Origin of the sequence: Coleofasciculus sp. FACHB-1120 (assembly GCF_014698845.1) — a bacterium.
Lineage (GTDB): Bacteria > Cyanobacteriota > Cyanobacteriia > Cyanobacteriales > FACHB-T130 > FACHB-T130.
This window is the reverse complement of the sequence record NZ_JACJTV010000043.1, coordinates 24,393-38,520: the sequence shown is the minus strand read 5'-3', so window position 1 is coordinate 38,520 and position 14,128 is coordinate 24,393. Positions and strand designations below refer to the sequence as shown.

Annotated in this window: 14 protein-coding genes; 7 read left to right on the top strand and 7 right to left on the bottom strand. The window is 45.8% G+C overall.

What is annotated here, in order from left to right:
• Positions 1–249: 249 nt before the first annotated feature.
• Together H6H02_RS24255 and H6H02_RS24250 are read right to left on the bottom strand one after the other, a co-directional pair.
• Positions 250–959, bottom strand: a protein-coding gene (locus tag H6H02_RS24255) for an IS1 family transposase (RefSeq protein ID WP_242040854.1) whose coding sequence is annotated in 2 segments (ribosomal slippage) — positions 250–674 and positions 674–959 — 711 coding nt in all. Because the reading frame shifts where the segments join, the coding sequence is not laid out codon by codon here.
• A 57-nt stretch (positions 960–1,016) separates the two neighbouring features.
• Entirely contained in the window at positions 1,017–1,604 is a 588-nt protein-coding gene (locus H6H02_RS24250) for a Yip1 family protein (RefSeq protein WP_190822636.1), read from the bottom strand.
• A 637-nt stretch (positions 1,605–2,241) separates the two neighbouring features.
• On the opposite strand from H6H02_RS24250, the gene H6H02_RS24245 reads away from it, so the two are divergent.
• Genes H6H02_RS24245 through thrB form a run of 3 tightly spaced genes read left to right on the top strand, consistent with a single transcriptional unit; the run spans position 2,242 to position 6,718 of the window.
• On the top strand, positions 2,242–4,566 hold the full coding sequence (locus H6H02_RS24245) for a histidine kinase dimerization/phosphoacceptor domain -containing protein (RefSeq protein ID WP_190822634.1): 2,325 nt from the start codon (positions 2,242–2,244) through the stop codon (positions 4,564–4,566).
• Between the two features lie 4 nt (positions 4,567–4,570).
• Complete coding sequence (locus H6H02_RS24240) at positions 4,571–5,698, top strand: ATP-binding protein (protein ID WP_190822630.1); 1,128 nt, start codon at positions 4,571–4,573, stop codon at positions 5,696–5,698.
• Between the two features lie 54 nt (positions 5,699–5,752).
• Positions 5,753–6,718 (top strand): homoserine kinase, encoded by a 966-nt coding sequence (thrB, locus tag H6H02_RS24235; protein WP_190822627.1) that lies wholly within the window; start codon positions 5,753–5,755, stop codon positions 6,716–6,718.
• Here thrB and H6H02_RS24230 read toward each other — a convergent pair.
• The gene (locus H6H02_RS24230) at positions 6,705–7,130 is read right to left on the bottom strand and encodes a hypothetical protein (RefSeq protein ID WP_190822626.1); all 426 of its coding nucleotides are present in this window, start codon (positions 7,128–7,130) and stop codon (positions 6,705–6,707) included. The two genes, thrB and H6H02_RS24230, sit on opposite strands and share 14 nt — an antisense overlap.
• A gap of 112 nt (positions 7,131–7,242) precedes the next feature.
• Here H6H02_RS24230 and H6H02_RS24225 point away from each other — a divergent pair, with 112 nt between their 5' ends.
• Positions 7,243–7,755 (top strand): hypothetical protein, encoded by a 513-nt coding sequence (locus H6H02_RS24225; protein WP_190822624.1) that lies wholly within the window; start codon positions 7,243–7,245, stop codon positions 7,753–7,755.
• Between the two features lie 108 nt (positions 7,756–7,863).
• Here H6H02_RS24225 and H6H02_RS24220 read toward each other — a convergent pair whose 3' ends face one another.
• From H6H02_RS24220 to H6H02_RS24205, 4 genes are all read right to left on the bottom strand, one after another.
• Positions 7,864–8,685: a M48 family metalloprotease gene (locus tag H6H02_RS24220; RefSeq protein WP_190822622.1), complete on the bottom strand. Its 822-nt coding sequence runs from the start codon at positions 8,683–8,685 to the stop codon at positions 7,864–7,866.
• A 343-nt stretch (positions 8,686–9,028) separates the two neighbouring features.
• A complete protein-coding gene (locus tag H6H02_RS24215; RefSeq protein WP_347342648.1) occupies positions 9,029–9,727 on the bottom strand; it encodes a TIGR00266 family protein in 699 nt (232 codons plus the stop codon).
• A gap of 75 nt (positions 9,728–9,802) precedes the next feature.
• Positions 9,803–10,480 (bottom strand): TIGR00266 family protein, encoded by a 678-nt coding sequence (locus H6H02_RS24210; RefSeq protein WP_190822618.1) that lies wholly within the window; start codon positions 10,478–10,480, stop codon positions 9,803–9,805.
• Between the two features lie 65 nt (positions 10,481–10,545).
• Positions 10,546–11,211: a TIGR00266 family protein gene (locus tag H6H02_RS24205; RefSeq protein WP_190822616.1), complete on the bottom strand. Its 666-nt coding sequence runs from the start codon at positions 11,209–11,211 to the stop codon at positions 10,546–10,548.
• A gap of 212 nt (positions 11,212–11,423) precedes the next feature.
• Between H6H02_RS24205 and rsmA the strand changes: the two genes are divergently transcribed.
• The 3 genes from rsmA to H6H02_RS24190 all read left to right on the top strand — a co-directional run bounded on the left by rsmA (position 11,424) and on the right by H6H02_RS24190 (position 13,705).
• Positions 11,424–12,275, top strand: a complete 852-nt coding sequence (gene rsmA, locus H6H02_RS24200; RefSeq protein WP_190822640.1) for a 16S rRNA (adenine(1518)-N(6)/adenine(1519)-N(6))-dimethyltransferase RsmA — start codon at positions 11,424–11,426, stop codon at positions 12,273–12,275.
• Between the two features lie 94 nt (positions 12,276–12,369).
• Positions 12,370–13,317: a 4-(cytidine 5'-diphospho)-2-C-methyl-D-erythritol kinase gene (gene ispE, locus H6H02_RS24195; protein ID WP_190822614.1), complete on the top strand. Its 948-nt coding sequence runs from the start codon at positions 12,370–12,372 to the stop codon at positions 13,315–13,317.
• Positions 13,318–13,369: 52 nt separating this feature from the next.
• Positions 13,370–13,705 carry a DUF3082 domain-containing protein gene (locus tag H6H02_RS24190; protein ID WP_190822612.1) on the top strand — a complete coding sequence of 112 codons (336 nt, stop codon included), beginning with the start codon at positions 13,370–13,372 and terminating at the stop codon, positions 13,703–13,705.
• Positions 13,706–14,128: the final 423 nt, after the last annotated feature.

Here is a 14,128-nt window from a genome sequence, read left to right as displayed (position 1 = left end):
TGGTGAACGTGGTGTGTGGCTTAATCGCTTACTGTCACCAGCCGAACAAGCCCTCGATTGCGATTGACCACAATTTGCTCCCCTCCGCTTAACCCGAACTCACGTTAGTTAAGTTAGTAGTTACATTTTATCTGAGGCATCCTATCGTTAGTATTTAACCTCTTGGCTCATCTTTAGATTTACTTTATCAATAGCCTCTTAGTATGAGAAACGCTATATGTTGATCCCAACATTTTTTAGAGGGTAGTGCTAAAGAAGTAATGATGCATTGTAATGATGGATGAAGTACCAAATTGCGCCAATGTGATTCTCTAGTGACTTTGAAAACGACAGGGTTTTGCGGACTAATCGAGAAACTCGTTGGCGTAAGGTATTGTTAAACCGTTCAATGTAGCTGGTCTGTCCAGTCTCTTTTCCCACAGCTTGATGTCGCTTGCTGGGAAACACGGCTGCATAAGCTGCCCAGAAATCGGTGTAGGCGACTGCACATTGACGGTAGACCGGAGGCAAGGAATCCCATAATTTCCAGGCGGCTGTCTCGTCGCGATTACCGATGTAGACCCCGACAATCTCACGAGTGTCTGCATCGAGTGCTAACCAGACCCACTGCTTATTGCCTTTATTGTCCACAAATGACCATAATTCATCGCATTGCATCGTTAGCTTCCCCTTTTTTTCGGGGTTACCTGCACGCTTCGAGGCACCCCAGCATATTTCTCATTGACGTAGGATTGCAGCCATTGCTCAGACACTTGGACAGCCCGAGCAATTCCAGCCAACGAAATTCGTTCGAGCAGCAATCGGTCAATGAGATTCCGTGTCGCTTGGTCAATCACTTTCTGTGTCGGTTGTTCAACGAACTGTCGTCCACAACCGTGACACTTGAACCGTTGTTTGCCGTTGTGAATACGACCGTTCTTGACCGTGTGGGTAGATGCACAAGTTGGGCAGGCAGGCATGGAAGGAGGACAGCGAGAAACTCTACTTCTCTATCATTACATCTTGGGCACTACCTTTTAGAGCATTGGTTTAGGAAATCTAACTAATAAATTGCTAATTCCAATAACAAGTACATAGAGGATAATCGCACCCGCAAGTGATACCGCAGTGTAAGCGGTTGTTTTTGTTTTTGGACATTTCATCACAATCGGCAATCCGAGATATAGCAGATATACGCTATACAACCCCAAGATAAAAGCGAAAATTGTAAAACTTGGGATGACTCGAAGGATACCGGCTAACCAGGCAGGTGTGTTGGCATAAGCCGCCACTTTAAGAGCTTGTCGCTGATTTTTCTCGGCTGAAAATTGAGGGGCGAAGGCATTAATAATTAGTGATAAGAGAAATACACTTAATAGGGTTAATAAAAAGCTAACGCCTGCATATACAATAGCTGGCACTAATGGCAATCGAGACGTAACGAGGCTGGAAGTATTGATGCCGATAACTGCCCAACCAATTGCAGCAGCGATTGGTGCGATCGCTGCTAGAGGAGCAATATAGAGGTTATATAATCTAACGCTTGAGGTCGTTTCTGTTGCGATCGCTCGCCACTCACTTTTGGGGTGCAACAGGATGTTGGGAATGCGCTTAAATAAGTTCATTTTTTGGCTCTGTTTTATCGATTTAATGTAGCAGGACTGATTTAAGCCTCTAACCTAGCTAAATACTCTATATCTCTCAATTATTAAGTTTTCCACCTTATGTCAGATGCTGCCAACGCAGATGTTGAGTCCGATGAATATTCCTTTGGCAGGAGGACTAAAGAGCATAGCAAAAGGTATTGTTAAAGGGGTTTTGTCTTAACTATCTGGCTGGGTAGCTTCTAGCTAAGGTGGAGGTGATAAAAATAGCGATTGCCCTGGAAAAACATCCGAATTATCTAGGATTTCACTGTTGCGAGGATGTTTTCTTGCTGTCATGAATTTGATGAATGAGGGCAAAAGCACGCGAAGCCTAGAGACGAATCGGAGATTTATCAGGTTCCCTGCACGCGAATTAGGTGCCCGTAGTAGCAATTTGTAAATTTTGACCTTTGTACCGCCAAAGGCGCAGCAATTTGTGTTGCTGCAATTTGTGCCAAATAAATACCGTTGCAAGGCAGTAATGTGATATTTAATACAGTTTTTGCGGGAATCCTAAGTGAAGGAGCAACTGCTTTTCGCAAAATCTATTCGGCAATATGAGGAATAGCAAATGCAAGTATGCGATCGCTCACCGCACTAATATACAGGTTAACCTATGCCAACAAAGGGATTGCTTAGCTTAGAGTCCGTCATCGATCGTCGTCCTCTGACCGTATCACCTGACACCCTAGTAATAGATGCGATCGCTATGATGGGCAAAGCGAAAAGCAGTTGCGTACTTCCTAGTTTGAAGATACCGCCAGAAGCAGTGCTGATGAGCGAGGCACGAGCCAGCAGTGTCTTTGTCGTAGACGGGTTACACCTACTTGGAGTGTTTACTCACACCGATGCGATTCGGATAATCGCCTCAGAAATCAATTTAGCTGAAGTGAAGATTGCCTCGGTGATGACGCAGCCAAGCATCGCCCTGACTGAATCCGACATTGAATCTGACACCGAAAATATTTTCACTGCATTATTAATCCTGCGCCAGCACCAAATTCGCCACCTACCTGTTGTAGACGTGCAAAAGCAAGTAGTGGGTGTTATCACCCTCGAAAGTATTCGTCAAGCACTGCCACTCGACGAGCTAATCAAATCCCAGCCTTTGATAGAGGCGATGACTGCCTCGGTTATTCAAGCACCGGCGACGGCTTCGGCGCTGAGCTTAGCTCAGTTAATGGCAGAACACCAGGTCAATTGTGTTGTGCTTACAGAAGAAACTTCCGAGTTGAGTTCTATTCAAGACTCAAAACTTCAACCCAAGCCCTTAAGCGAAGCGAATGTTCAAACCTCAAAAAGTGCTAGCCACCGCTACGCTAACGAAACTCAAAACGTGCGACCTACCCCTACGCTAACAATCCCCCTAAATGCAGTGGGGATTGTCATCGAACGAGACATCATCGATCTTCAAGCTCTCAGCCTGGATTTATCGCAGATACAGGCGTTTAGGGTAATGAACGCACCTGTGTTGTCTTTAAGCCCCTCAGATTCAGTGCTGGTTGCCCTTTGGGAAATGCAGCAGCACCAGGTGCAGCGAGTCGTGGTGTCGGATAATGGTAGGGATCTGTTAGGGATTGTTACCCAAACCAGTTTTCTGCAAACCCTTGATCTCACACAAATATCTACAGCAGTAGAGCGATTGCAGCAATCGATCACGCAGTTTGAAGCCGAATCCTCTGTCCCCCCGCATAATGAAACCCTAGAACCTCAAGGACAGGAAAGCCCAGCGGAACTGTTAGAACAGCTTGAGCGCAATCGCCTGTTAACCACAATTGCCCTCCGCATTCATCAATCACTCAATTTGGATGAAATTCTGAACACAGCAGTCGCCGAAGTGCGGCAATTTCTCCAAACTGACCGTGTGATTATCTACCGTTTCAATCCAGATTTGAGTGGCACTGTCGTTGTCGAATCTGTCGCTGAGGGCTGGCAACCGGCTCTGAGCAGCACAATTCATGACAATTGCTTTGGAAAAAATTATGCCCAATCCTACAAAAAAGGGCGCATTCAAGTCACGGAAGATATTTATACCGCCGGATTAACCCAATGTCATATCGATATCCTGGCTTTGTATGATATCCGAGGCAGCCTCGTGGTTCCGATTCTGCAAGGAGAACATTTGTGGGGTCTGCTGTGCGCCTATCACTGTTCGGGACCGAGGCGTTGGCGGGAGTTTGAGATTGATTTGCTCAAACAATTGTCAACGCAGGTAGCGATCGCAATTCAGCAGTCTGAACTTTATCAGCAAGTACAAGCCGAACTTGCGGAACGCAAACGGGCAGAAGAGCAGCTCAAAGCTTCGCTCAAAGAAAAAGAGGTGCTACTGAAAGAAATTCACCACCGCGTCAAAAACAATTTACAGATTATTTCTAGTCTGTTAAAGCTGCAATCTGCCTATACCAAAGAGGAACAGGTTCTGGGAATGTTCAAGGACAGTCAGAATCGTATCCGCTCGATGGCTCTCATTCACGAAAAATTGTATCAGTCCAAAGACCTATCTAGGATAGACTTTGCTGAATATATCCACGATCTAGCCAGAAATTTGCTTCGTTCCTACAAAGCAAGCTCTCAGGCAATTACGCTGAAAACAACCGTTAATAAAATTACCCTAAACATTGATACAGCGATTCCTTGCGGCCTAATTATCAATGAATTAATGTCCAATTCTTTAAAACACGCTTTTCCCACCCCCAGTGAAGACAATGAAATTTGTATTAATATTTACTCAAGCGGCAATCATCAATTTATTTTGAGCGTCAGTGATAACGGGATCGGGTTTCCGACAGACTTAGACTTCCGGAATACTGAATCTTTAGGCTTAGAGTTAGTATGCACCCTTACCGAACAATTAGACGGGACGATTGAACTGGATAGTAGTAAGGGGACAAGCTTTAACATCACATTTTCAGAAATTGGCAATATAGGAAGGCATAAATAAAAAAATGGCAAAGGAAAAAATTTTGGTCGTTGAAGATGAAAGAATTGTTGCCAAAGATATTGTCAAAAGCTTACAACGTTTAGGATATAAGGTTGGCGCTTCTGTTGCTTCAGGAGAGGAGGCACTTCAAAAAGTAGCAGAAATTCAACCCGATCTAGTGTTAATGGATATTATGCTAAAAGGAAAACTAGATGGAATAGAAACTACTGAAAAAATTCATGAAAATTTTGATATTCCGGTAGTTTATTTAACGGCTTATGCGGATGAAAAAACCCTAGAAAGAGCCAAGATTACAGAGCCATTTGGTTATATAATTAAACCTTTTGACGAAAGAGATTTACATACCACGATTGAAATCGCGCTTCGCAGACATTTAGCCGAAGCAGCAACTCGCGTGGCTCTAGAAAAAGAAAAACAACTGAGCGAACTCAAATCTCGCTTTTGGTTCATGGTTGCCCACGAATTTCGTAATCCGCTGACGGCAATTTTATCTTCTGCGGAATTACTGGAATCTTATAGTCACGAATTATCAGAACTTAAAAGACGCGAATATTTCTATCTTATTCAAACCTCAGTTCATTCGCTGAACAATTTGTTGAATGAAGTTTTAGAGTTCGGGAAAGCCGAAGAAGGAAAGCTGGAATGTAAGCCGGAAAGCCTGGATCTCGTATGTTTTTGCCGAGATTTGGTAGAACATATAAAATTCAGCTCTGGTTCAAAACATAGAATCATTTTTACAAATCAAGGTGATTGTCCTGATGCTTGTTTGGATGAAAAATTGCTACGGCATATTTTTAGCAACTTATTGGTAAATGCGATTAAGTATTCACCCGAAGGCAGCAATATCCACTTTGAACTTTTGTGTGAGAATGAAAAGGCAGTTTTTCAGATAAAAGACAACGGAATTGGCATTCCGCCAGACGACCTAGAACTTTTGTTTGACTCATTTCATCGAGCGACAAATGTGAGTAATATTCCGGGTCATGGGCTTGGACTAACGATTGTCAAAAAATGTTTAGACTTACAGAGTGGAGAGATTGCTGTAAACAGTAAAGTTGGAGTGGGAACTAATTTTACAGTCACGCTGCCATTGAACATCTGTGTAATACAGGACAAAAATGTTCGTTCATAGACAGCAGACTGTTAAACGGTAAAGTCTATAAATAGTCTATTTCGCCAAGTTGAGATGCATCCTGTTTCTAGCGTTACCGTCAGCGTTCCAGCCACAACTGCTAACTTGGGGCCGGGTTTTGATTGTATAGGCGCAGCTTTAGCGCTGTACAACCAGTTCAAGTTCACCCGCCTGGAAGCGGATGCTGCAACACTACTCAGCATTACGGTTGAGGGTACAGAAGCCGCACGAGTCAACACGGGTGCTGATAATCTGGTTTACCAGTCATTCGTGAAATTGTACGAACATATCGGGAAGACGCCACCGCCTGTGCAGATTGAGATCGAATTGGGTGTACCGCTGGCAAGAGGCTTGGGGAGTTCGGCAACGGCAATTGTGGGAGGTTTGGTGGGTGCGAACTGTCTGGCTGGGGCCCCTCTAGATGAAAATGAGGTGAGCAGAATTGCGATCGCTCTGGAAGGACATCCTGATAATGTGGTTCCAGCACTGTTGGGGGGGTGTCGTCTGGCAGCGACGGGTTTGATTGACGAACCGCATAGACACGGAGAACTCAAAGAAGAATGGGAAATTTGTGAGATTCCTTGGCATTCTGAGATTGTGCCGGTGGTAGCGATTCCAGATTTTGAACTTTCGACGGAAGAAGCGCGGCGGGTTTTACCAACTCAGTACAGTCGCGCCGATGCAATTTTTAATACGGCTCATCTGGGTTTATTGTTGCGAGGGTTGGAAACCGGCAGGGGTGACTGGTTGCGAGTTGCGATGCAAGACCGAATCCATCAGCCTTATCGGACAGCATTGATTCAAGGATATGATGCTGTCCATTCGGCAGCAATGGCAGCTGGTGCTTTCGGGATGGTGATTAGTGGTGCGGGGCCAACTTTATTAGCTTTAGTAGAGAAGGCGTTGGCACCGACAGTTGTGGAGGTAATGGCGGCGGCTTGGAAGGATGAAGGAATTATGGCACAAGTGCGATCACTCTCGATTGACACTCACGGCGCGAAAACCTCTAATATTTCCTGAATTTATCAGTCAAATTTTTGCGTAACTGCTGAATTTGTAGGGATTTGTTTCTAGGTCCTGAAACAAAAACGAGAACTTTATCCCCTTCAGGCGCACAAATCAAATAAGCTGACAGATTGCCAAATCGTCCGTAAGCTGATTCTGTGATAACTCCTGTCTCTTTGGCATTACTGCTTTTCAGGAATTCAAGCGCATTACTCAGACAGTTGTTCTGGCTAATATCGTCTCTCCGATTAATCACTCGGCTGGCAGTGTTGGTTTCATTGATTTCAATCCATTCGCTCCAGTTACTCGTCGTCATATCGGCTAAAGCAGGCATTGACACAGTTAGCAATCCTATTCCCATACTTAAAATTGTGGCAATAGCTAAAAACAAATTTGCTTTCTGTTTAGGACTCATCCAGTTCAACATAAGTTAGGTCAACGAGGGTGGGAATTAATGTTGAGTAAGTGCCATCCTGTCAATTAATCCACAAAATGCCAGAAGTTTTACGCAACCATTCGCCTAAGTTAGGTAAGTAATTATGGAGCCGATGCAAGTAGAAATTGAAGCAATTCGCACTCAGATTGAGGCGCTCAAAGAAGAACGCTCTATCCTGAAAGTCGATCCCGTATTGCCAAGCTATAACACGCCAGAAGCGATTGTTGAAGCTTATCGTCGTCATGCTAGAGAAACAGCACAAATCTCTGCTGAAGTCAAGGGAATTGACGATGCAATCGCTGCCTTGGAAACTAAATTGAAGGAGATCGGGCGATCGCAAGGATTGCAACAATTATTGCAGGGGCGAACCCAAGATCCTCTCCTAGAGCAGGTAGAAGAAGGTAAACAACGCGCCCAGGAGCGCGCCGAACGAATTAACGAACTAGCAGAGGAACTGGAGCAGGAAGTGCAAGCGCTCAAAGCGATCGCTGATGAGATTAGCCCCAGTTATTGGAAGTTGTACAACAGACCTTTCATTACTGGATTCAGCAAAATTTCGGTTCCCTACGTCCGCTCAGATAGCACTGTGTGGATGATTACGAATCAAGTCGTGTGAGACGTGAGAAACTCCCCAAACCCCTCTGCGACGCCCAGAGGGGCTTTGAAGATGGCTTGCTTCTCTTTCCATCCCGCCGGAGAAACAAGCTATGTAGGGAAGGGGCGACTATTTTTCCAGATTTATCAGCGTTTCCGGTAAAGGCGATCGCTCTTGTACGGGATAATTCCGCTGCTCAATTAAGTGCTGCAATTCTTTAACGCGCCTACCAGGGGCAGGATGGGAGGTCAAAAAATCAAAGCCTGCACCACTTTTGCGACTCATTCGGGCAAAAAAGTCGGTTGCACCCGCGACATGACCGTAAGTTTGTTGCAACAATGTTAAGCCAAACTCATCCGCCTCAGATTCCTGAGATTGAGAGAATCGGGAACTGCTAACAGCTTGAACACCGCTCGCCGCAGCCGATGATAACCCACCAGCATCCCCAAAGACAGTCGCGATCGCAATGGGTAACAGTAGCTGTCGCACCAATGCCCGTAGATGATCGCGGTGGGCGAAATGCCCCAACTCATGCCCCAACACCATCATCAGCTCATTTTCCGATTCCGTCTGTTTCAGCAACCCGGCATAGATGATAATGCGATCGCCCGGTAGCGCCAGCGCATTCACCGTATTATCCGGAACATATAGCACCCGATAATCTCGCTCTTGGCGCTGCTCAGAAGGCAACTTTGTCTCCAGCCTATCGAGCAGCTGATTGAGGGTATCTTGAGCCGGTGAGGGTTTCGCCAAGCGCTCATAAGCCGGGACAATGACGGCACCCAACTGTCGCTCTACGCTGGGAGGAATTACCCATACCAAGCTATTAATAAACAACCCCAGCAGCCAAATAACGCCGACGATAAATCCAATAAACAGCCCTAAGAGAATCAGTAACTGACGGTTATTGGGAGGTGGGTTGCGATCGCTCGATGTTGCAGTTCCAGACACTTCAGGCTTGCTCCAAAAACGCTATTGTTACTGCATTGCCAAGTTGTATCTGGTATAGCAATGCATTGGCCTTCCCTTCTAAACTTGCATCGTAAGTTACCTACACGCGATCGCTCGTTATCTCAGCGAGCGATCGCAATTCTCTATTAAATGCAGTACAGTTTCACCCCACCCCTGCTTCTCCTCCCCATTCACCCAAAGGTTCCATATTCTCCATTCTCCCCTCTCCGTGAACGGAGAGGGGTTGGGGGTGAGGTTCCGAGTCTATATTGCACTCCAATGAGAACCGATATAATGCCGCTATCTAAAAGTTCTATTTCATGCAGTTACAGCAATATTTAGCTTAGTTACTACTCTTCACTGGACGGAACGGATTCAAGAAATTTACCAGTGCATAAAGCTCACGCGACTGAATCCATAAACGTCCTTTACCCTGGAAGCGACAAACTAATCCTTCCCCGCCCAAAATTCCAGTTCTCAGCCCTTTAAATGACAAGCCTCCCAACATTTCAACCTTGTATTGTAACGAGTCTTCAAACGCCACAATATAGCCCGTATCTACTACATAATCACCAGCAACTGGAATTTCTACAATCGCCCCATAAGAACTAAACCAGATATCTCCTTGACCTGTTGCTCTCAGTAAAAACAACGACTCCCCACTAAAGAAGCCTTTAAAACCCTGAAACTTAGTATCAATTTCGACATTCGGATTCGCTGCCACAAAACCCGAAGATTGCACCATCAATCCATTGCCACTCAGGTAGTAATGCTGAATGTCTCCAGGGACTCCTGGCGAAACATAGAGTTGTCCTGCCCTTCCTTCAGCGGTAAATTCACTCAAAAATAAAGATTCTCCGCCTAGCATCCGACCGATCCCTTGCATTAAGCCACCTTTGACTTTGGACTTCATTTTAATGCAAGTATCCATTGCCGCCATTGCCCCCGATTCTACTAAGACAGTTTGATTTGCTTGTAAGTCGAGGCGCAGGGAAGCATAGGCAGGGGAATGCTCGATTTCGTAAGCAATCTCATTCATAATTATCCTTTGCTAATTCCTAATTCAAGGATTGAATAATTGTTCAAAATCCATTTATCAATGACAAATTGCCATTCTTTATCGCGGCGGAAGCTGAGAACCAACTAGCACCCCAAAGGCACCCGGATTGTGAGTTTGGCAAAACACTCGGCCTTGCCCTTGAAACCAGCAAACCAATCCTTCTCCGCCCAAAAAGGAACCAATTAAACTGGAAGTTGCTTTTCTAATTTCAAACTTCAGGCTTTTCTCAAATGCCACAATATGCCCGGTATCAACGATATATTCACCATTTACAGGAATTTCATAAATTGCCCCAAAAGAAGAAAGCAAAACAGAGCCATGACCGCTGACATTTAACCAAAAAATTGATTCACCAGAAAACAAAGATTTTAAGCCTTGAAATCCTAACTCAATATCAACATCTGACTCACTAGCAAGGTAAGAAGCAGATTGGACAACCAGCCCAGATCCAGTCATTTGATAAAGTAAAATATCGCCCATCAATTTGGGAGCTAAAAATACTTCGCCGCCAGCCGTAGGAGAGCGAAAAACGCTCAAAAACAGCGACTCACCAGCAACCATGCGTTTCAGTCCGCCTAAAATTCCGCCGCCTTTCCCTTGCCGTAAAGTCGTACTGGCATTGATATAACCGCTCATGGCAATCATCCTGCCAGCTTCTGCGACTAATTCTTCACCGGCACTGAGAGTAACGCGAGCGATCGCACTGTCCGGTTGATGTAAAACTTCCACATCCATCGCTTAAAATCCTCTTGATTTATGCACTCAGCAATTAGGAAAAAACTATTACGATTAGCTTTTTGTTAACGGAATTTAGGACGTAAATACCCAACCAAACCGCCAACACTGCGAGATTGTAAATAAATTTCGCCTTGCCCAGTCAGTCGGTTGACTAATCCTTCCCCCGACGTGACAGAACCAAGCAAGCCACCAGCCAGCCCAACATTCATTTTGATGCCAGGTTCGTAGGCAACTAAGTGACCGCTATCAACCACAAATTCTCCAGTTATCCGTTTTTGAATGATGCCGCCATAAGCACCAAAAAACACCTGACCTTGACCGCTTAACTTCAGCTTAAACAGGCCTTCTCCTGAGATCCAGCTCTTGAAACCTGCCCACTGAACTCCCATATTCACGCCTGGGCTATGGGCAATATAAGCACCTGGTTGAAAGCAAATTTCTCGTCCGCCCCGCAAGTCAATACAAGCAATATCGCCAATAGTAGATTGAGTTAATACTAAATTCAGAGGTTGCTGTGTATTGTTGGTAAAGACATTCACAAAAAGGGATTCCCCACCAAAGAATTTCTTTAGCAATCCGGAGATTAAACCCCCTGAAAATTCCATCTTTATCGACAATTTGGCATCCATACTGGTCATAGCTCCCGCCTCAGCAGTGAGGCTATCACCCGGATTCAGGATCACAAAAATAGAGGCGAAGGCTGGTTTATAGCGAATTTCGTACTTCACTGATAAATCTCCTGCTTGTGGAGGATGCAAACTTATACAAGTCTGGCAGAAGTTTTTCCGGTATCCAGATTTTTTTAAGAAAAAGCAACAAGTCGAGCCGGGGCGACGGGGACGGATTGACTCTGAATTTAGGGCATTATTTAGCTTTGGGGAAGCAGCAACTTGACCGCGTGGTAGGTTGGAAGGAAGACTGTAAAAGCATCCTTTCCTCCATGCGATCGCCTCAACCTCGAAAACAATTTGCTCAACACTGGCTGCGGAGTGACAAGGCGCTCAATCAAATTGTCGCCGCAGCGGAGTTATCCACCAGCGATTCGCCTGAGGGCGAGCGCTCCGCTTCACGGGTCTTAGAAATTGGCCCCGGCACCGGCATCCTGACTCGCCGCTTATTACCTTTAGCTCAATCTGTTGTTGCGGTTGAAATTGACCGCGATTTATGTCAACTCCTGGCTAAACAATTAGGTAAAGTCGATCATTTTTTACTTTTGCAAGGCGATTTCCTTTCATTCGACTTAGACGCTCAACTCGCCCCTTTTCCAGCCTTCCAAAATCCCAATAAAGTTGTTGCCAATATTCCTTACAACATCACCGGCCCGATTCTGGAAAAGTTGTTAGGTACAATTGCCCAGCCAGCCGCTAAGCCGTTTGATTCCATCGTGCTGCTGGTGCAAAAAGAAGTCGCACAAAGGCTTTATGCCAAACCAGGCACCAAACATTTTGGGGCATTAAGCGTGCGAGTGCAGTATTTGGCAGAGTGCGAGTTAATCTGTATTGTGCCAGCAGGAGCATTTTATCCACCGCCCAAAGTAGATTCAGCGGTGGTGCGGCTGCGTCCGCGATTGATAGAACCGCCTGCCCAGAACCCCAAGCACCTAGAGAATTTGGTCAAGCTCGGTTTTGCCGAAAAGCGCAAAATGTTGCGAAATAATCTGAAAAGTGTGGTTGAGCGCGATCGCCTCACCCAAATACTGGAACAATTAGAAGTAAACCCTCAAGCCCGCGCCGAAGACCTGGGTCTTAGCCAATGGGTTGCCCTGAGTAATTTGCTCAAGCCTGCGGACTAAAAGTATCTACTTGTTTGACTAAGCCTGCTCTCGTCAGATTTCGTTTGTATAGCTTAAGTATGAGAGCTTGTGGGCATATATCTGTAAAACCCTAATGCGTTCCTATACCCTGATTTCCCCAGCCAAAATTAATCTGTATCTAGAAATTATCGGCGATCGCCCGGATGGTTATCACGAACTGGCGATGGTGCTGCAAAGCGTTGGTCTGACCGATCAAATTGGTTTGCGATCGCTCAGCACTGAATCCATCCAAGTTCACTGCGATCATCCCCTAGTGCCGTCAGACAAAAGCAACCTTGCCTACCGCGCAGCAGAATTGATGGCGGTAGAATTTCCCCAAGCTTTTGCCCAGTACGGGGGTGTCGAGATTATTGTCAACAAACGAATCCCCGTGGGAGCAGGATTAGCAGGGGGATCGAGCAATGCGGCTGCTGTTTTAATGGGAATGGACTTGCTGTGGCATCTAGGACTCACGCAGTCGGAATTGCAAGAACTGGCAGCAAAAATTGGCTCAGATGTCCCCTTTTGCGTCGCGGGGGGGACAGCGTTGGCAACAGGGCGAGGCGAACAACTCTCTCCCCTCCCTAACTTGGAGCATCCCTGGGTGGTATTGGGCAAATACCGCAACCTTGCAGTATCTACACCCTGGGCTTATCAAACTTACCGGCAGAAGTATATTAGTACCTACGTTTCTGATGCTGATAGTTTGGAGGCCCGCAGACAACGGGTACATTCTGGATCGATGGTTAACGCCATCTTCAAGAAAGATCAGGTGAGAATCGGTCAATTACTGCACAATGACTTAGAAAAAGTCGTATTGCCGGAGTATCCCCAAGTGCTGCGGCTGCGGGAAGCGTTCTATGAAGCGGGGGTTTTAGGGGCAATGATGTCGGGATCGGGGCCAACCGTGTTTGCTCTCTCGGAATCGGAAGCCAAGGCACAACAAGTACAGCAGCACGTGAGAAAGTCAATCCCCGAACCCAATTTAGATTTGTGGGTAGCACCGTTTACCACCGCTGGGATTCAGGTTGTTCCACATTGATCGAGCTAAATGTTCATCATCAATCCCTAATTGCGAATGGCTCAATTAACCTATGAATAATCCGAACACCACACCTAACCCACCAGTCCCAGTTCAAACGCCCACGAGTCCTCTGCGCTGTTTGAGTGGTGCGTTGATCGCAGGAGCAATGGCAACGGGTTGTTATTTCCTGACCACTTCAATTGCTCAAAGCTTTGCCGCCAAGCCCATCCACTCAGATAATGTAACGACCATCAATATTGCGATCGCTGTTCGCACCCTCGTTGTAGGCGTCAGCACGCTGGCAACCTCCATCTTTGCCTTAGTGGCGGTTGGTCTAGTCGCCTTAGCGATCCAAATCGTCTTTCAACGCTTGACGAATCGCACGCCTCCACCCAGTCAAAATTAGAACTCTTATTTAGTTTCGTTTATCTAGTTTTGTTGGAGTGCTTGCTGTCGCGGTGCGGTTTCAACCACCCGGAGCAAGATGTGAGCTTCAGATCCCCGACTTTTTTAAAAAGCCGGGGATCTCGCTTTTAGGAATCCTTGAGGAGTGCTGTACCCAATCAGACGCACAACTACTAGGGGAATTGTAACCATTGTTACAGTGATCGCACTGTTGAAAAGATTTGTCCTGAGAATTTTTTCTCTTGGGGCTTTCTCGCCCATCACCGTCACAAATTTTTATTTCAAAGCAGGATGAGCTTGATTCTGACTAACTCAGAGCGCATCCTCCCAAAGTTATTTAAACAAATCCATAAAAATGCCGATGACTGATACGCCAAATTGGCGGGAAATTATCATTTAGGACTCAGCAAAATGTGTAAATTTT

Excerpts from the sequence above, each read along its gene's own strand:
- H6H02_RS24250 (WP_190822636.1), bottom strand. The coding sequence starts at position 1,604 with ATGAACTTATTTAAGCGCATTCCCAACATCCTGTTGCACCCCAAAAGT.
- H6H02_RS24245 (WP_190822634.1), top strand. The coding sequence starts at position 2,242 with ATGCCAACAAAGGGATTGCTTAGCTTAGAGTCCGTCATCGATCGTCGT.
- H6H02_RS24240 (WP_190822630.1), top strand. The coding sequence starts at position 4,571 with ATGGCAAAGGAAAAAATTTTGGTCGTTGAAGATGAAAGAATTGTTGCC.
- thrB (WP_190822627.1), top strand. The coding sequence starts at position 5,753 with ATGCATCCTGTTTCTAGCGTTACCGTCAGCGTTCCAGCCACAACTGCT.
- H6H02_RS24230 (WP_190822626.1), bottom strand. The coding sequence starts at position 7,130 with ATGTTGAACTGGATGAGTCCTAAACAGAAAGCAAATTTGTTTTTAGCT.
- H6H02_RS24225 (WP_190822624.1), top strand. The coding sequence starts at position 7,243 with ATGGAGCCGATGCAAGTAGAAATTGAAGCAATTCGCACTCAGATTGAG.
- H6H02_RS24210 (WP_190822618.1), bottom strand. The coding sequence starts at position 10,480 with ATGGATGTGGAAGTTTTACATCAACCGGACAGTGCGATCGCTCGCGTT.
- rsmA (WP_190822640.1), top strand. The coding sequence starts at position 11,424 with ATGCGATCGCCTCAACCTCGAAAACAATTTGCTCAACACTGGCTGCGG.
- ispE (WP_190822614.1), top strand. The coding sequence starts at position 12,370 with ATGCGTTCCTATACCCTGATTTCCCCAGCCAAAATTAATCTGTATCTA.
- H6H02_RS24190 (WP_190822612.1), top strand. The coding sequence starts at position 13,370 with ATGAATAATCCGAACACCACACCTAACCCACCAGTCCCAGTTCAAACG.